At 59.5% G+C, this 25,821-nt stretch carries 31 protein-coding genes and 1 other RNA gene; 12 read left to right on the top strand and 20 right to left on the bottom strand.

All coding sequences use genetic code 11. From position 1 onward, the window contains the following. Nucleotides 1-159 precede the first annotated feature (159 nt). On the bottom strand, nucleotides 160-609 hold the full coding sequence (gene ybgC, locus C5L12_RS25090; protein WP_105374781.1) for a tol-pal system-associated acyl-CoA thioesterase: 450 nt from the start codon (nucleotides 607-609) through the stop codon (nucleotides 160-162). A 135-nt stretch (nucleotides 610-744) separates the two neighbouring features. On the opposite strand from ybgC, the gene C5L12_RS25085 reads away from it, so the two are divergent. The 3 genes from C5L12_RS25085 to C5L12_RS25075 all read left to right on the top strand — a co-directional run bounded on the left by C5L12_RS25085 (nucleotide 745) and on the right by C5L12_RS25075 (nucleotide 3,777). Beyond that, on the top strand, nucleotides 745-1,965 hold the full coding sequence (locus tag C5L12_RS25085; RefSeq protein ID WP_105374780.1) for an NAD-dependent epimerase/dehydratase family protein: 1,221 nt from the start codon (nucleotides 745-747) through the stop codon (nucleotides 1,963-1,965). A 76-nt stretch (nucleotides 1,966-2,041) separates the two neighbouring features. Next, nucleotides 2,042-2,893: a glycosyltransferase gene (locus C5L12_RS25080; protein ID WP_245423021.1), complete on the top strand. Its 852-nt coding sequence runs from the start codon at nucleotides 2,042-2,044 to the stop codon at nucleotides 2,891-2,893. Continuing rightward, a complete protein-coding gene (locus C5L12_RS25075; RefSeq protein ID WP_105374778.1) occupies nucleotides 2,890-3,777 on the top strand; it encodes an NAD-dependent epimerase/dehydratase family protein in 888 nt (295 codons plus the stop codon). The genes C5L12_RS25080 and C5L12_RS25075 overlap by 4 nt, the downstream gene beginning before the upstream one ends. Here the strand turns inward: C5L12_RS25075 and C5L12_RS25070 are convergent. From C5L12_RS25070 to ruvC, 11 genes are all read right to left on the bottom strand, one after another. Then, entirely contained in the window at nucleotides 3,740-4,126 is a 387-nt protein-coding gene (locus tag C5L12_RS25070; protein WP_105374777.1) for a hypothetical protein, read from the bottom strand. The two genes, C5L12_RS25075 and C5L12_RS25070, sit on opposite strands and share 38 nt — an antisense overlap. Next, on the bottom strand, nucleotides 4,119-4,340 hold the full coding sequence (locus tag C5L12_RS25065) for a hypervirulence associated TUDOR domain-containing protein (protein ID WP_105374776.1): 222 nt from the start codon (nucleotides 4,338-4,340) through the stop codon (nucleotides 4,119-4,121). Before C5L12_RS25065 ends, C5L12_RS25070 begins: the two co-directional genes overlap by 8 nt. A 55-nt stretch (nucleotides 4,341-4,395) precedes the next feature. Further along, nucleotides 4,396-4,908 carry an NUDIX hydrolase gene (locus C5L12_RS25060; RefSeq protein ID WP_425350827.1) on the bottom strand — a complete coding sequence of 171 codons (513 nt, stop codon included), beginning with the start codon at nucleotides 4,906-4,908 and terminating at the stop codon, nucleotides 4,396-4,398. Nucleotides 4,909-4,912: 4 nt separating this feature from the next. Further along, nucleotides 4,913-5,809, bottom strand: a complete 897-nt coding sequence (locus tag C5L12_RS25055; protein WP_105374775.1) for a metallophosphoesterase — start codon at nucleotides 5,807-5,809, stop codon at nucleotides 4,913-4,915. Next, nucleotides 5,810-6,850 carry a Holliday junction branch migration DNA helicase RuvB gene (gene ruvB, locus C5L12_RS25050; RefSeq protein ID WP_105374774.1) on the bottom strand — a complete coding sequence of 347 codons (1,041 nt, stop codon included), beginning with the start codon at nucleotides 6,848-6,850 and terminating at the stop codon, nucleotides 5,810-5,812. Then, entirely contained in the window at nucleotides 6,847-7,245 is a 399-nt protein-coding gene (locus C5L12_RS25045) for a type II toxin-antitoxin system VapC family toxin (RefSeq protein WP_105374773.1), read from the bottom strand. Before C5L12_RS25045 ends, ruvB begins: the two co-directional genes overlap by 4 nt. Beyond that, nucleotides 7,242-7,526, bottom strand: a complete 285-nt coding sequence (locus C5L12_RS25040; protein ID WP_105374772.1) for an AbrB/MazE/SpoVT family DNA-binding domain-containing protein — start codon at nucleotides 7,524-7,526, stop codon at nucleotides 7,242-7,244. The genes C5L12_RS25045 and C5L12_RS25040 overlap by 4 nt, the downstream gene beginning before the upstream one ends. 62 nt (nucleotides 7,527-7,588) lie before the next feature. Beyond that, a complete protein-coding gene (gene ruvA / locus C5L12_RS25035) occupies nucleotides 7,589-8,206 on the bottom strand; it encodes a Holliday junction branch migration protein RuvA (RefSeq protein ID WP_105374771.1) in 618 nt (205 codons plus the stop codon). Between the two features lie 25 nt (nucleotides 8,207-8,231). Continuing rightward, nucleotides 8,232-8,648 carry a type II toxin-antitoxin system VapC family toxin gene (locus tag C5L12_RS25030; RefSeq protein WP_105374770.1) on the bottom strand — a complete coding sequence of 139 codons (417 nt, stop codon included), beginning with the start codon at nucleotides 8,646-8,648 and terminating at the stop codon, nucleotides 8,232-8,234. Nucleotides 8,649-8,652: 4 nt separating this feature from the next. Then, nucleotides 8,653-8,901 (bottom strand): AbrB/MazE/SpoVT family DNA-binding domain-containing protein, encoded by a 249-nt coding sequence (locus C5L12_RS25025; RefSeq protein ID WP_105374769.1) that lies wholly within the window; start codon nucleotides 8,899-8,901, stop codon nucleotides 8,653-8,655. 56 nt (nucleotides 8,902-8,957) lie between these two features. Further along, complete coding sequence (gene ruvC / locus C5L12_RS25020) at nucleotides 8,958-9,467, bottom strand: crossover junction endodeoxyribonuclease RuvC (protein ID WP_105374768.1); 510 nt, start codon at nucleotides 9,465-9,467, stop codon at nucleotides 8,958-8,960. A gap of 196 nt (nucleotides 9,468-9,663) precedes the next feature. Here ruvC and C5L12_RS25015 point away from each other — a divergent pair, with 196 nt between their 5' ends. Together C5L12_RS25015 and C5L12_RS25010 are read left to right on the top strand one after the other, a co-directional pair. Continuing rightward, entirely contained in the window at nucleotides 9,664-10,524 is an 861-nt protein-coding gene (locus tag C5L12_RS25015; protein ID WP_105374767.1) for a methyl-accepting chemotaxis protein, read from the top strand. A gap of 129 nt (nucleotides 10,525-10,653) precedes the next feature. Then, nucleotides 10,654-11,655 (top strand): LLM class flavin-dependent oxidoreductase, encoded by a 1,002-nt coding sequence (locus C5L12_RS25010; protein ID WP_105374766.1) that lies wholly within the window; start codon nucleotides 10,654-10,656, stop codon nucleotides 11,653-11,655. A 44-nt stretch (nucleotides 11,656-11,699) separates the two neighbouring features. Here C5L12_RS25010 and C5L12_RS25005 read toward each other — a convergent pair whose 3' ends face one another. Further along, nucleotides 11,700-12,446, bottom strand: a complete 747-nt coding sequence (locus tag C5L12_RS25005; RefSeq protein WP_105374765.1) for a YebC/PmpR family DNA-binding transcriptional regulator — start codon at nucleotides 12,444-12,446, stop codon at nucleotides 11,700-11,702. Between the two features lie 168 nt (nucleotides 12,447-12,614). Between C5L12_RS25005 and C5L12_RS25000 the strand changes: the two genes are divergently transcribed. After that, nucleotides 12,615-13,127: a pyridoxamine 5'-phosphate oxidase family protein gene (locus C5L12_RS25000; RefSeq protein WP_105374764.1), complete on the top strand. Its 513-nt coding sequence runs from the start codon at nucleotides 12,615-12,617 to the stop codon at nucleotides 13,125-13,127. Nucleotides 13,128-13,151: 24 nt separating this feature from the next. Here C5L12_RS25000 and C5L12_RS24995 read toward each other — a convergent pair whose 3' ends face one another. After that, nucleotides 13,152-14,000 (bottom strand): MBL fold metallo-hydrolase, encoded by an 849-nt coding sequence (locus tag C5L12_RS24995; protein WP_105374763.1) that lies wholly within the window; start codon nucleotides 13,998-14,000, stop codon nucleotides 13,152-13,154. 201 nt (nucleotides 14,001-14,201) lie between these two features. On the opposite strand from C5L12_RS24995, the gene C5L12_RS24990 reads away from it, so the two are divergent. The 3 genes from C5L12_RS24990 (at nucleotide 14,202) to C5L12_RS24980 (ending at nucleotide 16,531) form a co-directional block, all read left to right on the top strand. Continuing rightward, complete coding sequence (locus tag C5L12_RS24990; RefSeq protein WP_105374762.1) at nucleotides 14,202-14,933, top strand: dienelactone hydrolase family protein; 732 nt, start codon at nucleotides 14,202-14,204, stop codon at nucleotides 14,931-14,933. A gap of 49 nt (nucleotides 14,934-14,982) precedes the next feature. Then, nucleotides 14,983-15,366, top strand: a complete 384-nt coding sequence (locus tag C5L12_RS24985; RefSeq protein WP_105374761.1) for a YciI family protein — start codon at nucleotides 14,983-14,985, stop codon at nucleotides 15,364-15,366. Between the two features lie 307 nt (nucleotides 15,367-15,673). Then, entirely contained in the window at nucleotides 15,674-16,531 is an 858-nt protein-coding gene (locus tag C5L12_RS24980) for a transglutaminase-like domain-containing protein (RefSeq protein WP_105374760.1), read from the top strand. A gap of 139 nt (nucleotides 16,532-16,670) precedes the next feature. Here C5L12_RS24980 and C5L12_RS24975 read toward each other — a convergent pair whose 3' ends face one another. From C5L12_RS24975 to C5L12_RS24950, 6 genes are all read right to left on the bottom strand, one after another. Continuing rightward, on the bottom strand, nucleotides 16,671-17,495 hold the full coding sequence (locus C5L12_RS24975; RefSeq protein ID WP_105374759.1) for a TIGR00282 family metallophosphoesterase: 825 nt from the start codon (nucleotides 17,493-17,495) through the stop codon (nucleotides 16,671-16,673). A 26-nt stretch (nucleotides 17,496-17,521) separates the two neighbouring features. Next, nucleotides 17,522-18,097, bottom strand: a complete 576-nt coding sequence (locus tag C5L12_RS24970) for a 5-formyltetrahydrofolate cyclo-ligase (protein WP_105374758.1) — start codon at nucleotides 18,095-18,097, stop codon at nucleotides 17,522-17,524. Next, complete coding sequence (locus C5L12_RS24965; protein ID WP_105374757.1) at nucleotides 18,097-19,383, bottom strand: hemolysin family protein; 1,287 nt, start codon at nucleotides 19,381-19,383, stop codon at nucleotides 18,097-18,099. Before C5L12_RS24965 ends, C5L12_RS24970 begins: the two co-directional genes overlap by 1 nt. Nucleotides 19,384-19,676: 293 nt before the next feature. Continuing rightward, a non-coding RNA gene (gene ssrS / locus C5L12_RS24960) (6S RNA) lies at nucleotides 19,677-19,835 on the bottom strand. 62 nt (nucleotides 19,836-19,897) lie between these two features. Then, the gene (locus C5L12_RS24955; RefSeq protein ID WP_105374756.1) at nucleotides 19,898-20,275 is read right to left on the bottom strand and encodes a cell division protein ZapA; all 378 of its coding nucleotides are present in this window, start codon (nucleotides 20,273-20,275) and stop codon (nucleotides 19,898-19,900) included. 23 nt (nucleotides 20,276-20,298) lie between these two features. After that, nucleotides 20,299-20,571, bottom strand: a complete 273-nt coding sequence (locus C5L12_RS24950; RefSeq protein WP_105374755.1) for a DUF4164 domain-containing protein — start codon at nucleotides 20,569-20,571, stop codon at nucleotides 20,299-20,301. Nucleotides 20,572-20,892: 321 nt separating this feature from the next. On the opposite strand from C5L12_RS24950, the gene tkt reads away from it, so the two are divergent. The 3 genes from tkt to C5L12_RS24935 all read left to right on the top strand — a co-directional run bounded on the left by tkt (nucleotide 20,893) and on the right by C5L12_RS24935 (nucleotide 25,709). After that, nucleotides 20,893-22,875 (top strand): transketolase, encoded by a 1,983-nt coding sequence (tkt, locus tag C5L12_RS24945; RefSeq protein ID WP_105374754.1) that lies wholly within the window; start codon nucleotides 20,893-20,895, stop codon nucleotides 22,873-22,875. 46 nt (nucleotides 22,876-22,921) lie between these two features. Further along, nucleotides 22,922-23,932, top strand: a complete 1,011-nt coding sequence (gene gap / locus C5L12_RS24940) for a type I glyceraldehyde-3-phosphate dehydrogenase (RefSeq protein WP_105374753.1) — start codon at nucleotides 22,922-22,924, stop codon at nucleotides 23,930-23,932. A gap of 289 nt (nucleotides 23,933-24,221) precedes the next feature. Further along, nucleotides 24,222-25,709, top strand: coding sequence for an ApeA N-terminal domain 1-containing protein (locus tag C5L12_RS24935; protein WP_157949116.1), 1,488 nt, complete (start codon nucleotides 24,222-24,224; stop codon nucleotides 25,707-25,709). Nucleotides 25,710-25,821 lie beyond the last annotated feature (112 nt).

The following is a 25,821-nucleotide window of genomic DNA, read 5'->3' as shown; positions in this document are numbered from 1 at the left end:
CCGCCTTAACCCCAAGATACCCTGAGTTTCCAGCTTGGCTTCTCGCTTTCAATTTTGGTCAAAGGAAGGCGTGCGTTGCACAAATTCCTCACAAGCCAGTAAGACATCATTATCGTTAAGAATGCGTTACAGGCGGGAGGTCTGCTATACTTTCACAGGCTAAACCGGATGCCCCAGAAACTTCTCCGCGATCGCTTCCGGCAAACGGCGCGGACGACCGTGCTTGTTGATGACGGCGATCACGACCTTGGCGGCAATCAGCAGCGTTTCGCCGCGTCTGATTTCCTGGTTGAGCACCATCTTGGCGCCGCCTGCCTTTTCCGTCACCGTCTGGATCGTCAGGATATCATCCATGCGGGCAGGCTGCTTGAAGTCGATCTCCATCCGGTGGACGACGAAGACGAGGCCCTCTTCATCGGCGGAAAGAAGCGCGCTCTGCTCGCAGCCGAGGCAGCGCAGATAGTCGGTGCGGCCGCGTTCCAGGAAGTGCAGATAACGGGCATGATAGACGAGGCCGGAAAAATCGGTGTCTTCGTAATAGACGCGCTGGAGAAGCCGATGGCCGCCTTCAATCAATTCGCCCGATAGCAAAAAATTGTGTTCCTGCATAAGCTTGCCTTGAAAAATTCCTGTTCACCCACTGGATGAACGTCAAGCACTGTTCCAGTTTCTGTGGACCGAACTAAGTCCTGTCATACTTCCTCCCTATCAGGAAATGTTCCAAAAACCAGCGGAGACTCCATCATGAAGATAGCAGTCCTGGGCGGCGACGGTTTTGTCGGCTGGCCGACATCGCTCCACCTGTCCGAGTGCGGCCACGAGGTCCATATCCTCGACAACCTCTCGCGCCGCTGGATCGATACCGAGCTCGGTGTCCAGTCGCTGACCCCGATGGACTCCATCCAGGAGCGCACCCGGATCTGGCATGCCGAGACCGGCCGGCGCATCCACTTCCATCTGATCGACCTTGCCAGGGACTACGAGCTCCTCAAGGGCTGGCTCGCTAAACATCGTCCGGATGCAATCGTCCATTTCGCCGAGCAACGTGCGGCGCCCTATTCCATGAAAAGCGACCGCCACAAGAACTACACGGTCAACAACAACGTCAACGCCACCCATAATCTTCTGAATGCGCTGGTCGAACTCGACCTCGATGCGCATCTGGTCCATCTAGGAACCATGGGCGTCTACGGCTATTCGACGGTCGGTGCGGCAATCCCGGAAGGCTATCTGCCGGTCGGCATCGAGACGGCGGACGGACGTGAAGTCTCCCAGGAAATCCTCTACCCCGCCAATCCCGGCTCGATCTACCACATGACCAAATGCCTGGATCAGTTGCTCTTCCAGTTCTACGCAAAGAACGACGGTCTCAGGATCACCGATTTGCACCAGGGCATCGTCTGGGGCACCCACACCGAACAGACCCGACGCCATACGCAATTGATCAATAGATTCGATTATGACGGGGATTACGGGACGGTCTTGAATCGTTTTCTCATCCAGGCGGCGATCGGTTATCCCCTCACCGTCCACGGCACCGGCGGTCAGACGCGCGCCTTCATCCACATTCAGGATTCGGTCCGCTGCATCGAGATTGCGCTGAAGAACCCGCCTGCCCGCGGCAGCCGCGTCGAGATCTTCAACCAGATGACGGAGACCCACCGGGTCCGCGACCTGGCCGAAATGATCGCGAAAATGACCGGTTCGAAGATCGCCTGGCTGCCGAACCCACGCAAGGAAGCGCCGGAAAACGAGTTGATCGTCAAGAACGAAAAGTTTCTGGGCCTCGGCCTCGAGCCCACCACGCTTGGCGAAGGACTATTGGGCGAGATCGTCGATGTTGCGAAGAAATACGCCTATCGTGTTGACAGGACTCGCGTTCCGGCCGTTTCCGCCTGGACCAGGGATATCGCGACCAAGGTCGAGCACGATCCCGAAGGCAAGCGGCTGAAATCGGTTTCGTAAAATTCGACCAGGGAGCGCCGATAGGTCTCCTCATCTATCACATCAGCTTTCGTCATTCCTCGGGCTTGTCCCGAGCATGACGAAGGAGAGGGATCGCAACGGGGCACTACCCTTCATGACCAACGCTTTCGTCACCCTCGTCACCAATGCCGACTATGCCATGGGCGCCACTGCGCTGGCCCGCTCCATCCGCCGCACCGGCACGGGCGCCGATATCGTCATCCTCCATACCGGCGGCGTCGAGCGCCCCTCTCTCTCCCCGCTCGAAGCTCTGGGCTGCCGCCTTGTCGAAACCGACCACCTGCCGCTCTCGGACGCCTTCAACGAACGCCACGGCAAAGACAGGCTGCACGGATCAGCCCCCTTCACCAAGGGGCGCAAGCCGGACTTCCACACGCCGCTCGACAATTTCTGCAAGCTCCGGCTCTGGCAGCTCGTCGAGTATGACAAGGTGGTCTTCATCGACGCCGACGCGCTGGTGCTGAAACCCATCGACAAACTGTTCGCCTACCCGGAATTTTCCGCCGCTCCGAATGTCTACGAAAGCCTCGCCGACTTTCACCGGCTGAATTCCGGCGTCTTCGTCGCAAAACCTTCGGCGGACACATTTGCCGAAATGCTGGCGGCACTCGACCAGCCGGACGCCTTCTGGCGGCGCACCGACCAGACCTTTTTGGAAACGTTCTTTCCCGACTGGCACGGCCTGCCGGTCTTCATGAACATGCTGCAATATGTGTGGTTTAACATGCCGGCCCTCTGGGATTGGCAGAGCATTGCCGTCCTCCACTACCAATATGAAAAGCCCTGGGAAAAGCACCATCCGAAAGCCGACCGGCTGGGCCCCCTGATCGACCTCTGGCATGCCTTTTACGAAGACCGCGACTTGCCAGATCTCGGCTCGCTGCCGAAACCGGGAGGGGCGGCATGAAGGTCTTGGTCTCGGGAGGAACAGGCCTGGTTGGTCGCCATGTCGTCGAGGGATTGCTTGGCGCCGGATATAAGGTGATCGTCGGTGGCCGCGTACCGCCCGATCCGGAAGCCTTTTCGAAACCGGTCGGCTTCGTGCCGCTTTTCCTTGAACCGGACCTCGACCAGACCGAAGCCTTCGATGACGCCTATTTTTTCGTTCACGCGGCGTTTGATCATGTCCCGGGAAAATACCGCGGCGGCGAAGGAGGCGATCCCGTCCAATTCCGCCGGCTGAACCTCGACGGCAGCGTCAAGCTCTTCGAAACGGCACGCCGGGCCGGTACGCGGCGCGCCGTCTTTCTCTCCAGCCGCGCCGTCTATGACGGCCTGCCCTCCGGCACGGAACTCACCGAAAACCTCCTGCTGCAGCCGGACAGTCTTTACGGTGAAATAAAGCTTGACGGCGAACGGGCGCTGTCGGCTCTTTCCCAACCGGGCTTTACGACCGCAAGCCTGAGGCTGACCGGCGTTTACGGCAATCGGCAACCGAACAAATGGGACCCGCTGATTGCGGACTATCTCGCTGGTCGACCCGTCCCGTCCCGCGCTGGAACGGAGGTTCACGGCCGCGATGTGGCCGCGGCGGTGCGCCTGATGCTGGAAACCGAAGCGGGCGTGATCGACGGGCAGGTCTTCAACGTTTCCGACATCCTCACCGATACTCGTGAAATCCTCGGCTGCCTGCCGCACCGTCCTCATCCACTCCCGCCGCCTGGCGATCGCGCGGCGGTCAACGTGATGTCCACTGCCAGGATCAATGCACTGGGCTGGGAGCCGGGCGGGCTGGCACTTCTGCGGGAGACCGTCAGGGATTTGGCGAATTCTCCTGGTGCCGCGGCCTGAAGCGCCGCATCTTCGCCTCCTCTTTGGCTTTATCCAGCGCCTTCTTGTGCTGCTCCGCCCATTTCGCTCCGGCGTCACCGCCCCAGAGCAGCCAGGCTATGTAGCCAGTCGAGGCGTTTTCCTCGTCGCCGAAATTGTCGGCTCGTTTTTCGGTCCGATGCCGGGAAAAATAGCTGACCATTTTGCGGATGGTCTGCTCCGAAACCGGTTTCCGGTTTTTCAGATCCTTGGCACGTGCGATACCGGCAGTCGTTCCGCCGCGCCGATACTGCGCCCGCAATTTCAGGCCCTTCTCGGCGGCAGCCGCGACCTCCACCGGGGGGATACGATCGGGACGTTCCTCAGCCATGGCTCTTCCCCAGCTCGGACTGGCTTTTCAGCACACGATCACCGCTTTTCCGCTCGATTAGAAAGACAGGCTCCTTTTTGTCCCCTTTTCTCTTGACCGTCTTGCCTTTGATCTTCCGCTCGACGTCCTCGGTAAACTTCTCGGTTACTTTGCCTTCGGCTTCACCGCGGCCCCATTTCCATTTCACTTCATGTCCGACGCTGATGTCTTGCATGGCCTTCTCCTTCTTGCGCAGAAGAACGGGCTGCCGTGCTCAGATGTTCCAGAGATTACGGCTTAAGATCGAGATCACTATCGCGCCAGACCAGATGGCGAGGGCTCTCCGGCAGTCGCTCTATCTCTTCCGCGACGAAATAGGGCAGGATGTCGAGTGCTCTCAACGCTGCCGTGGTCGCCGGCACCCACTTGAACTCCAACTCGTGCCCGTCAATGACCCGATGGACGATGTCGCGCGGATGGAATGGAAACGAGGGCGGTAGCTCCATCAGGTAATAAAGCCCTAATTCGTGGCAGTCCCTGATTTCGTAGTGAAAGAAATTCTCGACCGCCCAGAGAAGGCGTCCAACCGTGACAGTAACCCCGAGTTCCTCGATCATTTCCCGTTTGAGGGTCTCTTCCGAAGTCTCTCCGATTTCGGCGCGTCCGCCGGGTAAGGTCCAGAAGGTTTCATGGACAGCGCGATGCACCAGGACATGGCCATCGCGAAAGCAAAGTCCGGCAACGCGCATCTGGAAAACACGACGAGCATCCGTTTCGATGCGAATGAGGATCCTGTCCTTCACGCTATCACCCGAGCTCAATGACGACGATTTCCGGCGGGGCGCCGACGCGGATCGGCAGGCCGGAACAGCCAAGCCCACCGGAGATGATGATATTGCGGCGCCCCTCCTGCACATGGCCGTAAACATACCGATCGCCAAAACGCGACGGCACGACCGGCGCATAGCCGAACAACCGCACCTGGCCACCATGGGTGTGGCCGGAAAGGGTGAGAGCGACGCGTTCCGGCACCATCGGGAAGATATCCGGCTCGTGCGCCATGAGGATGATCGGCGCGTCGTCACTCACCTGGGCGAGCGTGCCGGCAAGATCATGTTTGCCCTGCCCCCAGCGGCCGATCTTTCGGTCCGGCAGAAGACCGATCTGATCCTCGAGGCCTGCCAGCCAGAAAGCTCTGCCGTCCTTTTCGAGCCGAACCGAACGATTGCTGTAAACGGGAATGCCCACCCCCTCCAAGGCTCGGCGGGCGAAGGGAATGCCGCCGCCATTCGCCTGGACTTCCGGATCTTCCCACCAGTCGTGGTTGCCAAGCACCGCATGCACGCCGAGCGGCGCCTGCAGGATCGATAGCGCCTTGGCCCAGAGGTCGGGGCTCACTCGGTCCAGCACGAGGCGCATGCCGGAGACATAGTCGCCGAGCAACAGGATCACGTCCGGCTGAAGCGCATTCGCCTGCCGGCAGATGGCGGCGATCCGCTCGGCAGTCATCCAGGGCTGGCACGCATGGAAATCCGCCAGGGCCACCACGCGCAGTTTCAGGCCGGGCGTCCATTCAGGCGGCGTTAGCGCATAATAGGTGGCCCGCAGGCGGACCAGCGGCTCCGCCACGGCATAACCACCAAACGCCACCATCGCCGCGAAGCTGGCGCCCAGCGTCTTGAAGAAGCCGCGGCGAGTAATCACTCAGTCATCCTCGAGATTCATCCTGAACTGCGCCGCTTCGAGATCCTTGGGCGGCTGAAGTCCCAGATGTTTCCACGCCGTTGCGGTCAAAACACGGCCGCGCGGGGTGCGCTGGATAAAACCCTGCTGGATCATATAGGGCTCGATGATATCCTCAATCGCGTCTCGGGGCTCGGAAAGCCCAGCCGCAATCGTCTCAATGCCGACAGGCCCGCCGCCGAAATTCACCGCGATCATGTTGAGGTAACGCTTGTCGAGCTGGTCGAGGCCCATATTGTCGACCAGAAGCCGCGTCAGCGCCTCGTCGGCAATCTCGCGGGTCACGGCTTCGGCCTTCGCCACTTCAGCAAAATCGCGCACCCGCCGCAACAGCCGGCCGGCGATGCGGGGCGTACCACGGGCACGGCGGGCGATTTCGCGCGCACCGTCATCGGTCATCGGCAGGTTCATCAGCCGCGCGCCGCGCCTGACGATCAGTTCCAGTTCCTCGACCGTGTAGAACGCCAGCCGTACCGGAATGCCGAAGCGGTCGCGGAGCGGTGTCGTCAGAAGACCGAGACGGGTGGTGGCTGCGACCAGCGTAAATTTCGACAGGTCGATCTTTACTGAGCGGGCGGCCGGTCCTTCGCCGATGATGAGGTCGAGCTGGAAATCCTCCATAGCGGGATAGAGGATTTCCTCGACCGCCGGATTGAGCCGGTGAATTTCGTCGATGAACAGCACGTCGCGCTCTTCGAGATTGGTCAGCAGTGCTGCAAGATCTCCCGCCTTGGCGATGACGGGGCCGGATGTGGAGCGGAAGTTCACACCAAGTTCTTTCGCCATGATCTGGGCGAGCGTTGTTTTGCCGAGGCCCGGCGGACCGACGAAGAGAACGTGGTCGAGCGCCTCGCCGCGATTCCTGGCCGCTTCGATGAAGACTTTGAGGTTGGCGCGCGCCTCCGCCTGGCCGGTAAACTCGTCCAGCGACTGCGGACGCAGTGTCGTATCCAGGTCTTCGCCCCGCTTTTCCGGCGTTATCAGGCGGGCAGGTTCGGTCATGCGAGAAGTTCCATTCCGGGTACGGCCTGAGCAGCCTTACGGTCAAAGGTGATGACTTTGCGGCAACCGACCCTGCCGGCGCTCCAAGCCACAAGATAGTCGGCGACGTCCCCAGCGGGAAATGTTGAACCGGCAAGAAGCAGTTCCAGTTCTTCCGTGTGCTCGATGACTATCTCCGAAGACGCGATGAGGAGGCGAAGCATATCGACGATCTGGGCTTTTGAATAATTCAGCCGTTGCCGCAGAAACCAGATGACTTCAGCCAGCACCACCGCGCTGACATAAGCAGGATCTTCCGCTGTGCGTTCCGTCATGAATTGACGTGCTTTTTCACCCTGCTCCGGATCATCGTGAACGAGAAATCGCAACAGGACATTCGTGTCAATTCCGATCATTTCTGACCTTCTTGCCACTCGCGACGGATGCGTTCGTCATCTTCGGCTACGGCTGCCATGATGGCCTCATCGATCTCCTCGATCGTGAAACCCTTGCCATTAGGGGGATTTCCCAAAATGCCGGCCAGATCCGCAAGCTTTTTGTTCTTCGGGATTGCTACGACCTCACCATTGCGGACAGTGACATAGAAGCGGGTACCGGGCGTGAGCTTCAACTGCTCGCGCACATCCTTCGGAATGGTCAATTGTCCCTTGGATGTCATGGTCGTAAGCGCGCCCATTTTTCTTACCTTTCTTGCCATTTCTTACCAAACTATATCAGTAAGAAATTGCTCATCCAACACTACCGTGCCAATTCCTTCAGCCCCAATCTAATGAGTTTGGCGCTGTCTGCCCCTTCGCCGCCGTTCTTGAGAGCCGCCGCCACCGCGTTCGCAGCCTGGTCGCGGGAATAACCGAGATTGGTCAGGGCCGAAACTGCGTCAGCCACGGGAGCAGAAGCCACGCCCTCGCCGATCTCCTGCTTGAGGCCGATATTGCCGGAAGCCTCGCCGGCAAAAGCCGGAGCCTTGTTCTTCAATTCGGTCACGATGCGCATTGCCACCTTCGGGCCGACCCCCGGAGCGCGCGAAACGGTTGTCCTGTCCTGCAGCGCGATCGCGTTGGCGAGTTCGGATGGCGTCAAAACGGAAAGTACGGCAAGCGCCACCTTGGCGCCGACACCCTGCACGCTCTGCAGCAGGTTGAACCATTCCCGCTCCAGCGCCGTCAGGAAACCGAAGAGCTTGAACTGGTCCTCGCGCACATAGGTCTCGATGAACAGCACCACCGCCTCGCCGACCGAACCCATCTTCGACAGCACCCGCGACGAACAGAAGACCTCGTAGCAGACGCCATGCACGTCGACGAGCACGTAGTCGTCGCCGATTTCGTCGATGGTGCCTTTAAGCTTGCCGATCATGGAAGAAGTCCGCCAACGATTAAGGTTACAAGGGATGAGTTTCGGGAGAGATGATGGAGATCAGTGGGAAATAGGTCCGGTATTTGGCAACATCCCGGCTGAGCAGCCGATAGCCTCTGACCACTGCGTGGGCACCGATATAGAAATCGGGAAGTGGCGAACGTTTGTCCCCGCCAGCGCGGCGATATTGCAGAAAGGCGCGGCCGGCTGCATACGCCGCTTCCCAAGGAAGATCCTCCCGCCGGAAGAGACTGGGCGCAAGCGCCGCTTCCAGTTCCTCGCTCGTCGCGTAGCCGGCGGCCATTTCCGCATAAATCAAAGGATTTATCAGCAAGAGCCCCTTGGCCCGGGCCGCCGCCAACTGTTCGGTCGACCATTCGGTAAAGGCAGTCCGGGTATGGAACACGTCGATGAGGATGTTCGTATCGACAAGAGTTGCCATGGGGTCAGTCTCTCAGCAGCCGATAGAATTCCTCGCCGCTCATATCGCCAAGAGACATGGAACCCTGATGCCGCCTCAGATGAGCAACAAGCTCGCGTATATCGCGCTCGACTTCCTCCCTTGACGGCTCGACGCGCCGAAGTACGGCCTCCCCCTCGCGAAGAACAAACTCCACCTCGCTGCCCGCCTCGATCCCCAGGTTGGAGCGGACATTCTTCGGGATCGTAACCTGGCCTTTTTCAGTGACGCGCATGGTAATACCTCTGCGGTATTACTTATCCGCGAAACAAGAACAAGTCAAGAACAAACTTACCCGGCAAGCGCGGCGCGCATGCGGTGGCCGCCGCGGTTGTGGGCATGGCAGATGGCGATCGCCAAGGCGTCGGCGGCGTCATTGCCCTTGAATTCGGCCTTGGGCATCAGGATCTTCAACATCATGTGGATCTGCTGCTTTTCGCCGTGGCCAACCCCGATGACGGACTTCTTGACGGCATTTGGCGCATATTCGGCGACCGGCAGGCCGGCCCGCGCCGGCACCAGCATCACGACACCCCTCGCCTGCCCCAGTTTCAGGGTCGCCACCGCATCCTTGTTGACAAAAGTCTGCTCGACCGCCGCCTCATCTGGCTTGTAGGCATGCACCACTTCGGCCAGCCCGTCATGCAGCTGGCAGAGGCGGGATGCGAGATCCATGTCTCCGTCAGACGTGACCGTGCCTGAAGCGACGAAGCGCAGGCTGTTTCCCAGCGTTTCGATAATGCCCCAACCGGTTCGGCGAAGTCCCGGATCGATGCCGATGATGCGAATCGTTTGTGTCATCCGGCTACACTACCGCCTTGCCGCAGAAGGCGCCATGTCGACCCCAGATGGTCCGGCGATGCCCTCCGTTGATGCCCTGTCGTCGTTAACCATATCGAAAAGCTTTTGGGCAGAACCGCTCCAAATTGGGCAACCGACTTTCTTTCACCGCGTTGCTTGGTCAGAAAGGGGGGCCGAAGCATAAGGAGCCGCCCGAATGATACGGGATCGAGATCGGAATGAACTGGAACTGCAGCAGATGCGCGTCGTCGTCAACGCGCTGGACGGCGGCCTGAGACGCTTTGCCGCCGGCGACCTGGGCACAACGCTGGATACTCTTTTTCCCGCTCAATGGGAGGGAATGCGCCGGGACTTCAATCGCGGTCTGAATACCTTGAACGGCACGATGGACTCGGTCGTCGGCAATGCCCGCCTTCTCCGTGAGGAATCCGATTCGCTGCGAAAAGGGGTTAAGCAGGCCGCCGAAACCGACGCGGAGCATACCCGCCAACTGTCCAGGACGCTCGCCGACGTCGGCAGCCTCACTCAGCGTCTTCGTGAACAGAAGATTCGCGCGCAACACGCAGCAGCGATCGCCCAGAACGCCCAAGTCGACATCCGCAGACCTAAGGAAGCGGTGGAAACCGCACTGAAGCTCATCGCGGAAATGGATGAAAATCAAGCCGGTCCTATGTCCGTCGAAAGCAGGGAAGCGCTGTCTTCGGCAACACAACAGATCGGCCGGGAACTGGACGCCCTTTGCCTCTACCTGGACGCCCTGACCGACCATCTCGGTACGCTGTCGGAGACGGCACAAGGCCAGGCTGATGCCGCCTCCTCCATCTACGATGACCTGAACGAGACCGCAAAATCGCGACGCAGCGTGGGCCTGAAGGCCGACATGGCGACGCTGACACTTGACCGAGTTGACCGGCAAATCGCCGAGATCGATCAGAAGGCCAGCCGTTTTGCCCGCGTCACGGTCATTGTCCAGCCGCCGCACGATCCCGATCCGCATGGTTCCGGCCCGCACGGTTCAGGTCCGCGGGGCCTTCATCTGAGGCTCGTCAAATCGTAATCCCGAGGGGCCGCTGACGCGGCCCTTTTTTCTTGCTTCCATTTTCGATCGGCGGGGTCGTATTCCCGCATCGGGCTGCCTAGATAAGTCGAGCCTATTGTCACTTATCCCGCCTCCCAGGACGTGCCGATGATTCCCTTTTCCATTCTAGATCTTTCACCGATTGGTGAAGGTTATTCCGTGCGTGACGCGCTTGAGCAGTCCCGCCGCCTGGCGATCAAAGCGGAGGAACAAGGCTACAAGCGGGTCTGGCTTGCCGAGCACCACGGCATGCCGGGCATTGCAAGTGCTGCCACCTCTCTGGTGATTTCGCATGTCGGCGCGGCGACGAAAACCATCCGTGTCGGTTCAGGCGGCATCATGCTGCCCAACCACTCGCCGCTCGTCATCGCCGAACAGTTCGGAACGCTGGAGGCCCTGCTGCCCGGCCGTGTCGACTTGGGTCTTGGTCGCGCCCCAGGTACCGATATGCGCACGGCAAGCGCCCTTCGCCGCAATCTCGACGCAGGCGCGGAAAACTTCCCGCACGACATCCTCGAACTGCAGCGGTTGCTCGGCGCGCCTGAAGATGACCAGGCGTTGCTTGCCGTTCCAGGCATGGATGCGCATGTGCCGATCTGGTTGCTGGGCTCCAGTCTTTACAGCGCGCATCTCGCCGCCGCTCTCGGCCTGCCCTATGCGTTCGCCTCGCATTTCGCGCCGGACATGCTCTTGGATGCAATTGCCATCTATCGTGAGCGCTTCCAGCCCTCGGCCCAACTCGACAAGCCCTATGTCATGGTCGGCGTCATGGGCGTCGCGGCGGAGACGGACGAGGAGGCCGAACGGCTCTTTACATCGTCACAACAGCAGTTCGTAAACCTGCGCAAGAATGTTCGCACCCGTTTCCCCAAGCCCGTCGACAGCATGGAGGGCATCTGGACGCCGATGGAGAAGATGAGCGTCGAGCATACGCTTCGTTATGCCGCAGTCGGTTCCGTGCCGACGATTACGGCGAAGCTGAAGGGTTTCCTCGAAGAGACGCAAGCCGACGAACTGATCATCTCCATGCCGATCCACGACGTCGAGGCCCGGCTCCGCTCGGTTGAACTGTTCGCGAGCCTGCCGATGATGGAAAAAGTCGGGGCCTGAACGAAAAAGGGCCGGTCAAAGCCGGCCCTGAATTCATCGGTGGATCAAGCAGACAGTTTGGCCATGACCTCGTCGGAAACCTCGAAATTCGAATAGACGCTCTGTACGTCGTCATCGTCTTCCAGGTTGTCGATCAGCTTCAGCAGCGACTGCGCCTTCTCCTCGTCCACCTCGATCGTGTTCTGCGGCCGCCAGATCACCTTGACCGTCTCGGCTTGGCCGAGTGTCGCTTCGAGTGCCTTCGACACTTCGCCGAGGCTTTCGAAAGCGCAGATGATCGTGTGGCCCTCCTCGTCAGAGGTTACGTCGTCGGCGCCTGCTTCGATCGCCGCTTCCATCACCTTGTCGGCGTCACCGACGCTCGCCTTGTAGGTGATCTCGCCCACATGGTCGAAGGAGAACGAAACCGAACCGGTTTCGCCAAGTGCACCGCCGGCCTTGGTAAAGATCGAGCGGACGTTGGAGGCGGTGCGATTGCGGTTGTCGGTCAGCGCCTCGACGATGACGGCCGTACCGCCCGGACCGTAACCCTCGTAGCGGACGGAATCGTAGTTTTCCGCGTCCGCACCGGATGCCTTCTTGATGGCGCGGTCGATATTGTCCTTCGGCATCGACTGCGCCTTGGCGTTCTGGATCGCCAGACGCAGCGCAGCATTCATCGCCGGGTCGGGCAGACCTGCCTTCGCCGCAACCGTGATTTCGCGGGCGAGCTTGGAGAACATCTTCGAGCGGATCGAGTCCTGCTTGCCCTTGCGGTGCATGATGTTTTTGAACTGTGAATGGCCAGCCATGGCACCCCTGACACTTTAGCTTGTTTGGAATGGCGCCTTATAATTTCGAAGCCTTGGCCGTTCAAGGCATTTTGCGGCGGATCAGAAGGCTTTTCGCGCTGCTGGATGCCGGAACAAAGCCAAAAGCTCGTCGTTTTGTCACCTTGGCAGACAACAAGGAGACACTCGATGGCCAGCCTTACCGAAGCCCGCGAAGCGCCGGAACGTCAGCTCTGGGACGAGATCAGCAATATCCATGCCGGCATGCTCGGCATCGAAGGTTCGCATATGCATTTCCAGCCGATGGCGCCGAATGTCGACCGCAAGACCAACACGATCTGGTTCTTCACCAAGACCGACACGCATCTGGCCCGAGCGGTCCGCGCAGGCTCCAAGGCGCATTTCTGCGTCGTCGGCAAGGATCACGACTACCACGCCTGCCTCATGGGCACCCTCGAAATCCGAAAGGACCCCGCCAAGATCGATGAATACTGGAGCGCCGTCACAGCGGCCTGGTACGAGAACGGCAAGGACGATCCGATGTTGACCATGCTCGCCCTGCGGGTCGAGGATGCGGAAATCTGGGCATCGACCGACAGTTCGCTGAAATTCGGCTGGGAGATCGCCAAGGCCAACCTCCAGGACGAGAAGATGCCCGAGGTCGGCGTCAAGCAGCACCTCGCCTTCCCGCAGTTCCACTGAGCTGCCGAATACGCCTGCAGGGGCTCAAAGCCCCTGCGGCACCATGATCGTCGGCTTCTTCGGCAGACTGCGCATCGAGACCTTGAGGGTTTTTTCTCTCGCATAGGCGATATCGAACCGACCGTCGAACATGGCGAGGAAATTGTCGAGCGGCGGCCCCCAGCGATGCATCGGCAGGATCAGCGACGAGCGCAGCCGCTGCACGACACGGCTCATGCTGTCCGCCCCCATGGTCAAGCCGCCATCGACCGGCACCATCAGGATATCCAGTCTGCCGATCTCGGTATATTGGGCCTCGGTCAGTTCGAAATGCAGATGGCCGAGATGACCGATGCAAAGACCGGCGATTTCGAAGATGAAGATCGAATTGGCGTTTTCCTCGACGCCGCCTCCCCAGGAGCGGATGTCGGAAACGACATTGCGGATATAGGCATCTCCCACCATCAGCCGATGCTCGGCCTTCTCACCCGGAACGTCGCTCCAGCCATGCAGGACATGCGGGATCTGCGGGTCCGGCTGGAGGGAATAATGAGTGGAATGGGCCTTGTTCATTGTTACCACGTCCGGCAGCCGCGTCGGCTGGTAGACGCCGCTGTAGTCCGTGGCGATGCCTATGCCTTCAGGCGTTTCGATGAAATAGGTGGAATGGCCGACGAAGGTGATCTCAACCTCCTCCCTTTCCGAAAGGGCAAGGTTCTTCTGTACTTGGGCGAGTTGCATGTTAGTGGGCTTGAAACTCGCAAACATGACGCCGGGAAGCTTTTGAGCTATCGCCTGGCACTGGCTGACGGGCAGTCCGCCGTCCTGCGCCGGCGCGGCGAAGGCCCAAAGGAAAAAACCGGCTAGGCCGAATGCGAGAGCCCGTAGCATCATGCCACTCCCAAGGACTGCGTTCCTGTTCATTCCCGCGCGAAAGATGCGGCAATGCTGAAGGCCGGTCCAGACCGAAGTATCCCGCAACGTCTCACAATTCTGTCATTGGTGCGGCACCTGGAATTGACTATTGACAAGCCGAACCACGCCGGATGTAGCTCGCCCGGCGCTTGAACCATCACGTCTTGAGTGGAGCCTCTGATGAAGCATGACATTGAGATCAGGACTGCCGATGGCGTTGCCAAGGCCACGGTCATCAGGGCCCACGGCAGCAGCCGGACGGACAAGGGCATCATCATCTACATGGACGCCTTCGGTCCGCGCCAGGCCCTTTACGATATGGGCCAGAGGATCGCCGATGCGGGCTACATCGTGCTCGTACCCGATCTCTATTATCGATCGGGCCCCTACGAACCGTTCGACGCAAAGACTGCGTTCAGCGAGGAGGGGTCCAAAACGAAGATCCGCTCCATGATGCAGGCGACCAGCCAGGAACTCACCGCCCGTGACGGCGCGGCCTTCATCGAGGCGCTCGAAGCAGAAGGCGTCACAGGCCCGATCGGCGTCGTCGGCTATTGCATGGGCGGCGCCCGCGCTCTGACCGCCGCGGCCCTATATCCCGACCGCATCAAGGCGGCAGCCAGCTTCCATGGCGGCAATCTTGCCAGCGACGCGGAAGACAGTCCGCACCGGCTGGCCGAGAAGATCAAGGCACGCGTCTATGTAGGCATGGCGGGTGTCGACAACAGCTTCCCGCCCGAACAGTCCGCCCGCCTTGCCGAGGCGCTACGCATCGGCGGCGTTGACTACGCGATCGAAAACTATGCGGGGATGGCGCATGGCTGGACCGTCCCCGACCACAATGTTTATGACAGAGCCGGCTCCGAACGGCATTTCAGGCGCCTGCTGACGCTGCTTGAGGAAGCGCTATAAATCTCAAACAGATTGCCGGACCGACGGGACACGAGGGAGGAAGAATTCCATGTATTATGCCATTCTCGCCTATCACGAAGAAGGCGTGGTCTCATCCTGGAGCAAGGAGGAGGACGACGCGCTGATGACGGAGCTGCTGCGGATCAACGATCGCCTCGTTCGCGAGAAGCATCTCGGACCCGCCGCAAGACTCGGCCCCACGCAGGGCGCCGTGACTTTAAGAGGGCCGGGCGACGGCCTGGTCATCGACGGTCCTTTCGCCGAAACCAAGGAGCAGTTGCTTGGCCTTTATGTCGTTGACTTCCCCACGCTGGACGACGCCGTCGCCGCCGCCCGCGAACTGCGACGCGCCAATCCGACAGCCGTATATGAAATACGCCCGATTATGCTCTATCTTCCAGGTGCGCCGCTGGAGACCGGGGACGAAAGTTAAGGGCGCTTTCCGAAGTCACGAAAGGAAAAGAGGCGGCGGCTCGGACCGCCCCTCACAGAAATATGGAATTCAAGCGGATGTCGATACCGAGTCCGCTTGCGGCGCGGCTGTCTCAGGTGGGGCATCTTCCGAATTATCTTCGTGACACATTCCGCTCACTGTCACGGGATATCCATCCTAGCGACGCCGCAGAACCCAATCGCGAAACAGTCGCTTTAGGCGGGATTTGCGACCAGCGCCTGATTGACAATTTTTGAAAATTTGCCCTCCTTGTCGTGTCTCAATCCTCAACTGGAAAGGGACGACAATGCGCAAAACCTTCTATGCTTCCCATAGCATCTATTCCGAACCCGGGCCCTATCGCGAAACGTTGATGCGCGGTGGTAGTGAACCGGATTTAATTGCCCGTTGGATTGGCTCATTCATGCAGCATCCTCGCGGGGCCGAATCCGAAGAACGAGGCTTCACACCTGAACAGGCCGCCGATCTGGAGCTTCGTTCCGTGGCAGAGATTCTGTCTGTTGCTGTAGAACGCGACGTCCTCGAAAGCGATTCCCGGCTCAAGGTTGGCGGTGTATGTCGGGATTTTGCTCTTCTGGCTGTCAGCAGATTTCGTGAGTGCGGCACTCCAGCTCGCCTCCGTGTCGGGTTCGCGGATTATCTGGTTCAAGACCATTGGGAGGATCATTGGCTTTGCGAGTGGCATGACGGCGAGCGTTGGAAAAGGCTTGATGTGGAGTTTGCAGCTATAGGAGGAGTTTCTTTCGATCCTCTGGATGTGCCACGCGAGCGGTTTCTGACGGCAAGCGAGGCATGGTTTCGGGTCAAAGACGAGCCGGAGATCGCCTCGCGATTTGGCGTGTCGAGCCTCGGCCTTGGCGGAGGATGGTTCGTCGTGGGAAGCCTGCTTCGAGAAATCGCAGCCCTGCGTAAACTGGAACTGAAACCGTGGGATTACTGGGGTCTATCAAAGGACCTCTCCCCCGTTTCAACCGAATTGTCGCATCAGGCAAGGACGATGCTAGATCATCTCGCTTCACGGCTCGAGACCGCCACTGTTGATGGGGAGGACGAGCCGGAAGCCATCGCGGATTGGCCTTTACCAGAGCAGGTTGTCAGCTTCCCACACGGCCAGCCTATGGCCGTCAGGTTGCGCAACTCCTAACTTCTCCGACAAAAACGGGGTGGCTGATCCTTTCGGAAAATCCTGTCGCGAAAGTCAAAGTTTCGCGACAGAGATTTTGAAAGCATTCCCACATTCAGGTCGGGGGCTGGGCCTTAGACCATCCCTCAATTACAGCCCTTTAATTCCAGAAAGACGGAACCGTCTCGGCCAGCCGCGGGCCGATCCGCAAGGGCGCGATCCTTTCGGCAAGACCGGTGGAATCGGAGATGTCGATGCCGAGGCCGCAGATCGTGGCCGGCCCGGTTGCCGCCTCGAACCGGCCTTTCGGCATCTTCGAGATGAAGCGGTTGAGCGGTTCCTCCTTGTCCATGCCAAGCGAGGAGTCGTAGTCCCCGCACATGCCGGCATCCGACATGTAGCCCGTGCCGCCGTTCAGGATCTGGCAGTCGGCCGTCGGGACATGCGTATGCGTACCCACGACAAGGCTGGCGCGGCCATCGACGAAATGGCCGAAACACTGTTTTTCGCTGGTCGCTTCCGCATGGAAATCGAAGACGATCGCGTCCGCCTGTTCCTTGAGGGGACAGGCGGCAAGAATAGCTTCGGCACTTTTGAACGGATCGTCGAGTTCCGGATGCATGAACACCCGACCCATGATGTTGGCGACGAGCACCCGAGCGCCGTTCCGGCCGTAATAAAGGCCGGAACCCCTGCCCGGCGTGCCGGCCGGATAGTTGGCGGGCCTGAGGAATTGGTCGTGACGGCCCGCAAAACCGACCGCGTCCTTCTGGTCCCAGACATGGTTGCCGGTCGTCACCACATCAGCGCCGGCATTGATCGTCTCGAGGAAGATATCTTCGGTGATGCCGAAGCCGCCGGCGGCATTCTCGCCGTTGACGATGACGAAGTCGAGCTTCAGGTCGGAGACGAGGCCGGGTAGCTTTTCCCAGACCGCCGTACGTCCGGTCTTGCCCACCATGTCACCGAGAAACAAAAGGCGCATTCTTGTCCAATCTCTGTCTGGCCTGCCTATCCGAAAGGCCGGTAGCCGCTCTCCGTCAGGATCGCGTGAAGTCTGATATCGTGAGTTTCAGCGGGAACAGATGCCACTTCCTGGCAGTCGAAGGCAACGCCGATCAGCGTCGGGTCCAGGCCTTTTTGCTGCAGCCGGTGAATGGCCCGATCGTAATAACCGCCGCCGTAGCCGATCCGGTGACCAACCACATCGAAGGCCGAGAGCGGCACCAGCATCATGTCGGGATCGAGTTCTTCCGCCTCCGGGCCCGGCCCGAAGGTTCCGAAAGTTCCAGCGACCAGCTCCGCGCCCTTGACGAGTTCGCGGAACACGATCGTCTGTTTGTCGAGGATGACCGGCACGCAAAGCCTGGCTCCCTTGTCCCTCAAAAGCGCCATGAGGGGCCGCAGGTCAACCTCGGATCGGATCGGCAGGAAACCCGATACGATGGCGCCAGGCTCCGGAGAGATGGCTGCCGCTCCGTGGGAGGCGATCGAAAGGCTTTTTTCGATGCGTTCCTCCGGCGGTACGGCATCCCGGGCCGCCAGCCGTTCGCTGCGCAGCAGCGCTTTCACTCGGCCGCTCGACATCACGCCTTTTCCAGCGCCCGGCTGACGAGCAGCTTGTCGATGCGACGGCCGTCGAGGTCTATCACCTCGAATGTCCAGCCATGGGTGGTGAAGCTCTCGCCCAGTTCCGGCAGGTGCTTCAGTTCATCGAGCACGAAACCGGCAACGGTCTCGTAACCGGGATCGTCTCCGATGGGCAGGCCCATCTGGTCGGCGAACTCGTCGACCGGCATCCAACCGGCAATAAGGAACGAGCCATCGTCGCGCGCAACGATCGCCGGCTCCTCCTTCTCGTCCTCCTGGAAGACACCCGTTATCGCCTCCAGGATGTCGCCGGAGGTGATGATACCTTCGAAATGGCCATACTCATCATAAACGAGCACCATATGCGCGGGCGCCCGCCGCAACGCCTGGATGACGTCCAGCGCTCCCGTGAGGTCGGAGACAACAGGAGCGTCCCGCATGATCGCCTTTACGTCGAACTGTTTGTCTCCAGCCATGAAGGCATAAAGGTCCTTGACGAAGAGGACGCCGAGAATCTCGTCGGAACTGCCGTTGCGCACGGGCAGACGTGAACGGGGGGTGGCGCGCAGCTGTGCGCGGATCTCGTTGAGGTCATCCTCGATATCGATCACCTCGACCTCGCGGCGCGGGGTCATGAGGCCGCGGGCGGTGCGGTCCGCAAGCCGCATCACGCCGGAGATCATGGCGGATTCCTCCGTCTCGATCACGCCGGCGCTCTGGGCTTCCGCAAGCACTGTGCGGATTTCCTCGTCGGTGACGCGGTCGCTGGATTCGCCCCTCTGGCCGAGCAGGCTCAGCAACAGGCGGCCGGATACATCGAGAAACCAGACGAGCGGCGCGCCGACTTTCGAAAGCAGCATCATGGCCGGCGCGACGCGTGCGGCAACGGTTTCCGGTGCACGTAAGGCGATTTGCTTCGGCACCAGTTCGCCGACGATCAGCGAGAGATAGGTGATGGCGACGACCACCGTGCCAACCCCGAGCCAGCCGGCAAGATTTTCGGTCAATCCTTGGCTTTGCAGCCAGATGGTGAAGCGCGCGCCAAGCGTGGCGCCGGAAAACGCACCCGACAGCACGCCGACAAGGGTAATGCCGATCTGGACCGTGGAGAGGAAGCGGCCAGGGTCTTCGGCGAGCTCGATCGCCTTCGCCGCTCCGCGATTGCCCGCCTCGGCCATCACCCTGAGGCGCACCGGGCGGGAGGAAACGACGGCGAGTTCCGACATTGCCAGGACACCGTTCAGAACGGTGAGTGCAATGACGATGAGGATTTCGGTTAACAAAGGGAGCTCATCAGCTAGGACACTATTCCTGCACGCAAAACAAAGAAGCCGTCTCGAGAACGGCCTCGCCAGAAGATGGCGCCGGAACGCCGCATCGGCAAAGTCTCGCGCACAGATCGGAAAACCGGAGCCCGGTTCTCGGAGCTATGCACCTTCGCTCGCACCGGGAAATCATAGGGTCCGGTTCGACCCTTTGCAATGGCTGGAACAAAATCAGCGGGATCGGCACCGCCGGAACGCTCAAACAGAGGCTCGGTATCGCGCCTGAAAAACCGAAAACAGCTTGGGAAAGAGTGCGATCCGCGGCAACCGATGGAGATTTACGATCCTGGGCGCCTACAAACGTAGGTGGGCACCGTGTGACCAAGCCCACGGGCCTGGTCAGGGACAGCTCCCTTTGGATCGAGTATGGCCCCAGGGATTGTGGTTCCTGTCGAGAGGCGCAGATCGCAGCCGCAATATAAGGCCTGACTTCACTCCGCGCCAGTGGCGTCCCGGAGCTTTTTATCGAATCTCAATTGACCGAGGCGGGCGCCCGTCCGTTCAGCTTGGCGGTAAGACTTTCCAGCCGCGTGGCGAGTTCGCCGAGCGCCGAGACGACGACCTGTTCGTTTTGGCGCTGATTTTCCAGAACGCCGTCGCTGTTCGTCTTGAGCGACGCGACCTCCGCTTCGAGGGCGGCGATGCGACGGTTCGTCTCGGACAATTCGTCCATGATCATGATTCCGGCCATGACCGTGATCCTGAGATCGCCGATTTCGCCGAACTGGCTCTTCAGATGCCCGACATAGCGGTCGAAACGCTCGGCGAGATGGGTCAGGTGGTCTTCCTGTCCTTCTTCGCAGGCCATGCGATAGGCCTTGCCGTCGATCGTTACCGTTACCTGGGCCATGGGCTTCCCTTTGTTCTCTGGCGTCAGCGATCCAGAACGGCGCGAATGGTTTCCATCGCCGTCACCAGGCGCCGGGAGACCTCGCGATTGACCTCTTCAAGGCGGTTGGCACGGAATTGCGACTGGTCGAGCTCCTGGGCAAGGCGCGCACGATCCGCATGGACACGGCGGACCTCGGCTTCGACGTCCTGGGCTTCCCGCTGGCGCTCGATGCGGGCATCGACGGCGCTCTCCAGGCCGCCGATGGCAGCCCTGAGTTCCGAAATCACCATTTCGATCGTTTTTTCCCCCGGCATGAAACGCCTTCCGTCGATACGCAAGGTGGACCGAATCGAAACAGTTCACCTCTCCAACAAGCTCCGCAGACTATTCACCGTCCGCGAGGCGGTCAATCAATCCAAGCGCCCCGAACATGTCCTAACTGTGGATCGCCGATGATGTCCCCGCTTTAAAGATGCCGTTGCACAATGCGGAGGCAGTATGCGGGAAACTTGCCCATTCCGCCTTGGTTCAAGCCCCGCTTTTGTTGACTTGCGCGTTGCACCTGCTAAGGATCACCCGCTCTCAGACGGTCCATACCGGGACCGTGATCGACACCCGTAAAAAGCGGATAAGCCATGATCTCTCGCGACAAACATAACCGGATGGCGAATGCGATCCGATTCCTTGCCATGGATGCTGTGGAGAAGGCCAATTCCGGCCATCCCGGCCTGCCGATGGGCGCTGCCGACATCGCGACCGTGCTCTTTACCCGCTACCTCAAATTCGATCCGAAGAACCCGCTGTGGCCGGATCGCGACCGTTTCGTCCTCTCCGCCGGCCATGGCTCCATGCTGCTCTACGCGCTCCTCTACCTGACGGGCTACGAGGACATGACGATCGAGGACATCAAGCAGTTCCGCCAGCTCGGTTCCAAAACAGCCGGCCATCCGGAATACGGCCATGCCTCCGGCATCGAAACCACCACCGGCCCGCTCGGCCAGGGCATCGCCAATGCCGTCGGCATGGCGATCGCCGAAAAGAAGCTCGAGCTGGAATTCGGCTCCGACCTGCAGAGCCACTTCACCTACGCGCTCTGCGGCGACGGCTGCTTGATGGAAGGCATCAGCCAGGAAGCGATTGCGCTCGCCGGCCACCTGAAGCTCAACAAGCTCGTTCTCTTCTGGGACAATAACAACATCACCATCGACGGCCCGGTCAGCCTGTCGGACTCCACCGACCAGATCATGCGCTTCAAGGCGGCCCACTGGAACACGATCGAGATCGACGGCCACGACACCGACCAGATCGCAGCCGCGATCGAAGCCGCGCAGAAGTCCGACCGCCCGACCTTCATCGCCGCCAAGACCATCATCGGCTTCGGCGCCCCGAACAAGGCCGGCACCCACAAGGTTCACGGCTCGCCGCTCGGCGCCGAAGAAATCGCCGCCACCCGCAAGGCGCTCAACTGGGAAGCGGAAGCCTTCGTCGTCCCGGCAGACGTGCTCGATGCCTGGCGTCTTGCGGGCCTGCGCTCCACCAAGACCCGCAAGGAATGGGAAGACCGTCTTGCCCAGACTCCGTCGGAAAAGAAGGCCGAGTTCGTGCGCCGCTTCGCCGGCGATCTGCCGGGCAGTTTCGACAGCGCCATCGACGCCTTCAAGAAGAAGATCGCCGAAAACAACCCGACGGTCGCGACCCGCAAGGCCTCCGAAGACGCGCTCGAAGTCATCAACGGCCTTGTTCCGGAAACGCTCGGCGGCTCCGCCGACCTGACGCCGTCGAACAACACCAAGACGAGCCAGATGAAGGCGATCACGCCCGCCGACTTCTCCGGCCGCTACATGCACTGGGGCATCCGCGAACATGCGACCGCCGCGGCGATGAACGGCATTGCGCTTCACGGCGGCCTCATCCCCTATTCCGGCGGCTTCCTGATCTTTTCCGATTATTGCCGCCCCTCCGTTCGCCTTGCGGCCCTGATGGGCATCCGCGTCGTGCATGTCTGGACGCATGACTCGATCGGCGTCGGCGAAGACGGCCCGACCCACCAGCCGGTCGAACATCTTGCAGCACTGCGCGCCATCCCGAACCTGCTCGTCTTCCGCCCGGCCGACGAGACCGAAACCGCCGAGTGCTGGCAGCTGGCGCTCAAGGAAAAGCATCGCCCGTCGGGCCTGGCGCTGACCCGCCAGAACCTGGCGCCGGCCCGCAAGACCTACGAAGAGAAGAACCTCTGCGCCAATGGCGCTTACGAGCTCGTTTCGTCGGCCGATGCCAGGGTGACGATCTTCGCGTCCGGTTCGGAAGTGGAAATCGCCCTCAAGGCGCAGGCCATCCTGGACGGCAAGGGCATCTCCACCCGTGTCGTTTCGGTTCCCTGCGTCGAGCTCTTCATGGACCAGTCGGAAGACTATCAGCAGGCGATCATCGGCAATTCGCCCGTCAAGATCGCGGTCGAAGCGGCGGTGCGCGAAGGTTGGGATCATTTCATCGGCCCGAAGGGCACCTTTATCGGCATGAAGTCCTTCGGCGCTTCCGGTCCGGCCAAGGACCTCTACAAGCACTTCGGCATCACCGCCGAAGCGGTCGTCGCTGCGGCCGAGAAAGAGCTCGCCTGAGCCAAACCATTCATTCGAAGACAAGCCAAAAGCGGGAGTATGTAAAATGACTGTCAAGGTTGCCATCAACGGGTTCGGCCGCATCGGCCGCAACGTTCTGCGCGCCATCGTGGAATCGGGCCGCACCGACATCGAAGTCGTGGCCATCAACGATCTCGGCCCGGTTGAGACCAACGCCCACCTGCTGCGTTACGATTCGATCCACAACAAGTTCCCGGCCGAGGTGAAGGTCGAAGGCGACACGATCATCGTCGGCGGCGGCAAGCCGATCAAGGTCACCGCCGTCAAGGATCCGGCCACCCTCCCCCACAAGGAACTCGGCGTCGACATCGCTCTCGAATGCACGGGCATCTTCACCGCCCGCGACAAGGCCGCCGCCCACCTGACGGCCGGCGCCAAGCGCGTCATCGTCTCGGCGCCTGCCGACGGCGCCGACCTGACCGTCGTCTACGGTGTCAACCACGACCAGCTGACCAAGGATCACCTGGTCATCTCCAACGCGTCCTGCACGACCAACTGCCTGGTTCCGGTCGTCAAGGTCCTCGACGACGCCGTCGGCATCGATCATGGCTTCATGACCACGATCCATTCCTATACAGGCGACCAGCCGACGCTCGACACGATGCACAAGGATCTCTACCGCGCCCGCGCAGCCGCGCTGTCGATGATCCCGACCTCGACGGGTGCCGCCAAGGCCGTCGGACTCGTCCTGCCGCATCTGAAGGGCAAGCTCGACGGCACCTCGATCCGCGTTCCGACCCCGAACGTCTCCGTCGTCGACTTCAAGTTCGTCGCCAAGAAGACGACCTCGGCCGCCGAAATCAACGAAGCGATCAAGGCCGCTTCGAACGGCAAGCTCAAGGGCATCCTCGGCTACACCGACGAACCGCTCGTCAGCCGCGACTTCAACCACGATAGCCACTCCTCGATCTTCGCGATCGACCAGACCAAGGTGCTCGAAGGCAATTTCGTCCGCATCCTCTCCTGGTACGACAACGAATGGGGCTTCTCCAACCGCATGTCGGATACGGCCGTGGCATTCGCCAAGCTGATCTAAGGATTAGAGTGGCCGCCTTCGGGCGGCACCGGCAGGATATCGCCCCCTCCCCGCAAGGGAGGGGGTTTTTGTTTGTGGGTGGCGGAGAGGGCGATGGCCGCGATAAAATGCGTCGGGAACTGTGCGCAGCAGACGTGAAGCACCCATAGCGCCACAAGCGGACGTTGCCGTTTTCGGCATCACCAATTTTAATATGGCCTGAAATACATTCGAGTGAACGCTGTGTTTGACCTTGCCGCAAGCACTGGCGAGGGTGACAATTTCAAACTGGTTGAAAACTGGGTATAATATGCAGACCTTTGACGAAATCGCGAAAGACTTCTCGGGCACGCTTTTACACGGTCATCATCGTGACCCAAACGCTACCGGAACCCTCACGGTTTCGGGTAAAGATACTTTGGTACGGATAACCTCGCATCAGCCTGCGCGGTCATACAGTAACAGTCAGGGCTTTTTTTCTTTTTCGACCACAGCAGAAAACGGAAGAAAGATCTTTTTGCATAACTGCATAAATATGGGATTTCAGAAATCACAAATACATTCCGAAAAAATCACGGAAACTATATTTCCAAACATTGTCTCCGTTGACGCCGAGGCTTTATCGAAACAGAATAAAGTAAATCTGATCGTATTCAGCATTGATAAATTTGGGGATTTCTTCCGCTACGACTTTATAGAATCTCATTCTCTTTATAAAGCTCCAAAAAATATCCTCAACAAGCTTATGCAGATCAGATCGGCTGCCGATAAGATCAATCAATACCAAGATTACGTGCGGACGCATGACTTTTTTAGTCCTGATATGGTCTACATATCTCACGGTCCCAAAAAGATAATCAGCTTTACCGTAGATGACGCTCGCTATGAGATAGTGAGTGCAGGATCGTCAGGATTCGGTGGCAATAGCTTGCATCTTCAGACTCGATTTTATGCGCGTATATATTGGAGCAAACTCGTAAATTTGGACGATGCGTTGGATGCTGCGTGGTCTTGGAAGCGATTCTTTTCCCAGATCGCTAGCGAGGAGTTAGAACCTTCTAAAGTTGGGGTACGAGCCAATGGCACCTCAAGGCGTACCGTATCAGCAAGCTTGTACCTCCCCAACTTGATCGGCGTTTCACATAGGCCAAACCCATGGAATTTTGGACCAGCAAACGTTCCTTTCCGTGAATGGAATGAGCGTAGCAAATTATCAGATTTGATGCAGTCTTGGCTGCTAGGCGAGCCTGACAGGCGCCGTTTCCGGGTTTTGCTCAATGGCGTCATTTCCACGATGCATACGCGATATAATCTGAGCGACATTGTTGATTTATGCGCAGCGGTTGAGAGTATTTCAAAGGGGGGAATAAGCGCCTATTCGGAAGAAGCAATCGAAAAAGTCACACTCGCTGCGTTTAAAGAAGCGGAACTACTCGGGCTAAACGTCTCTGTCGAACGTATTACGGGCCTTATTAAGCAATTGAACCAGAGGTCTCTGCCTACTCGATTGAAGGAGATATTCTCCACCATATCACCACTCATATCCAGCAACGAACAGCGTGTTCTTGTTCGAAACATTCTAGAATTACGGACAATCGCTGCCCATGGCCATGTCGTGACTGAAATGACCATTCCAAAACTCTCTCCGACAGTGATCGCTTTAGCTTCAGCGCTTATTGTCTTTGATCAGGTTGCTAGCGGCCTAAATGTCAATGACGAACGGCTGATAGCAAAAACTGATTTGAAAATGAGCATCGGCGCGATAATGCGACTTCACGCAGAGAGAAAGCTTGCTTAGCCGTGAAATCTAACGTGTGGCGTCAGATGGATAACTACCTATTCAGGGCTTCGACGCGTGTAGCGAAGGCTTCAAAGCCCCGCCCCGCACCTCTCCCTCAGATTTTTTCACC

Source organism: Neorhizobium huautlense (assembly GCF_002968575.1).
Lineage (GTDB): Bacteria > Pseudomonadota > Alphaproteobacteria > Rhizobiales > Rhizobiaceae > Neorhizobium > Neorhizobium huautlense.
The sequence above is the reverse complement of the archived record's forward strand: the minus strand, read 5'-3'. Positions and strand labels throughout refer to the sequence as shown.

Coding starts and splice junctions, on each gene's coding strand:
- C5L12_RS25075 (WP_105374778.1), top strand. CDS start 2,890: ATGAAGGTCTTGGTCTCGGGAGGAACAGGCCTGGTTGGTCGCCATGTC.
- C5L12_RS25000 (WP_105374764.1), top strand. CDS start 12,615: ATGGCCAGCCTTACCGAAGCCCGCGAAGCGCCGGAACGTCAGCTCTGG.
- C5L12_RS24975 (WP_105374759.1), bottom strand. CDS start 17,495: ATGCGCCTTTTGTTTCTCGGTGACATGGTGGGCAAGACCGGACGTACG.
- C5L12_RS24980 (WP_105374760.1), top strand. CDS start 15,674: ATGCGCAAAACCTTCTATGCTTCCCATAGCATCTATTCCGAACCCGGG.
- ruvB (WP_105374774.1), bottom strand. CDS start 6,850: ATGACCGAACCTGCCCGCCTGATAACGCCGGAAAAGCGGGGCGAAGAC.
- C5L12_RS25065 (WP_105374776.1), bottom strand. CDS start 4,340: ATGCAAGACATCAGCGTCGGACATGAAGTGAAATGGAAATGGGGCCGC.
- C5L12_RS25015 (WP_105374767.1), top strand. CDS start 9,664: ATGATACGGGATCGAGATCGGAATGAACTGGAACTGCAGCAGATGCGC.
- C5L12_RS24970 (WP_105374758.1), bottom strand. CDS start 18,097: ATGTCGAGCGGCCGAGTGAAAGCGCTGCTGCGCAGCGAACGGCTGGCG.
- C5L12_RS25040 (WP_105374772.1), bottom strand. CDS start 7,526: ATGGGCGCGCTTACGACCATGACATCCAAGGGACAATTGACCATTCCG.
- C5L12_RS24955 (WP_105374756.1), bottom strand. CDS start 20,275: ATGGCCCAGGTAACGGTAACGATCGACGGCAAGGCCTATCGCATGGCC.
- C5L12_RS25010 (WP_105374766.1), top strand. CDS start 10,654: ATGATTCCCTTTTCCATTCTAGATCTTTCACCGATTGGTGAAGGTTAT.
- C5L12_RS25045 (WP_105374773.1), bottom strand. CDS start 7,245: ATGATCGGAATTGACACGAATGTCCTGTTGCGATTTCTCGTTCACGAT.
- C5L12_RS25025 (WP_105374769.1), bottom strand. CDS start 8,901: ATGCGCGTCACTGAAAAAGGCCAGGTTACGATCCCGAAGAATGTCCGC.
- C5L12_RS24990 (WP_105374762.1), top strand. CDS start 14,202: ATGAAGCATGACATTGAGATCAGGACTGCCGATGGCGTTGCCAAGGCC.
- C5L12_RS25085 (WP_105374780.1), top strand. CDS start 745: ATGAAGATAGCAGTCCTGGGCGGCGACGGTTTTGTCGGCTGGCCGACA.
- C5L12_RS25005 (WP_105374765.1), bottom strand. CDS start 12,446: ATGGCTGGCCATTCACAGTTCAAAAACATCATGCACCGCAAGGGCAAG.
- tkt (WP_105374754.1), top strand. CDS start 20,893: ATGATCTCTCGCGACAAACATAACCGGATGGCGAATGCGATCCGATTC.
- C5L12_RS24935 (WP_157949116.1), top strand. CDS start 24,222: ATGCAGACCTTTGACGAAATCGCGAAAGACTTCTCGGGCACGCTTTTA.
- C5L12_RS24950 (WP_105374755.1), bottom strand. CDS start 20,571: ATGCCGGGGGAAAAAACGATCGAAATGGTGATTTCGGAACTCAGGGCT.
- ybgC (WP_105374781.1), bottom strand. CDS start 609: ATGCAGGAACACAATTTTTTGCTATCGGGCGAATTGATTGAAGGCGGC.
- C5L12_RS25030 (WP_105374770.1), bottom strand. CDS start 8,648: ATGGCAACTCTTGTCGATACGAACATCCTCATCGACGTGTTCCATACC.
- C5L12_RS25080 (WP_245423021.1), top strand. CDS start 2,042: ATGACGAAGGAGAGGGATCGCAACGGGGCACTACCCTTCATGACCAAC.
- gap (WP_105374753.1), top strand. CDS start 22,922: ATGACTGTCAAGGTTGCCATCAACGGGTTCGGCCGCATCGGCCGCAAC.
- ruvC (WP_105374768.1), bottom strand. CDS start 9,467: ATGACACAAACGATTCGCATCATCGGCATCGATCCGGGACTTCGCCGA.
- C5L12_RS24985 (WP_105374761.1), top strand. CDS start 14,983: ATGTATTATGCCATTCTCGCCTATCACGAAGAAGGCGTGGTCTCATCC.
- C5L12_RS24995 (WP_105374763.1), bottom strand. CDS start 14,000: ATGATGCTACGGGCTCTCGCATTCGGCCTAGCCGGTTTTTTCCTTTGG.
- C5L12_RS25070 (WP_105374777.1), bottom strand. CDS start 4,126: ATGGCTGAGGAACGTCCCGATCGTATCCCCCCGGTGGAGGTCGCGGCT.
- ruvA (WP_105374771.1), bottom strand. CDS start 8,206: ATGATCGGCAAGCTTAAAGGCACCATCGACGAAATCGGCGACGACTAC.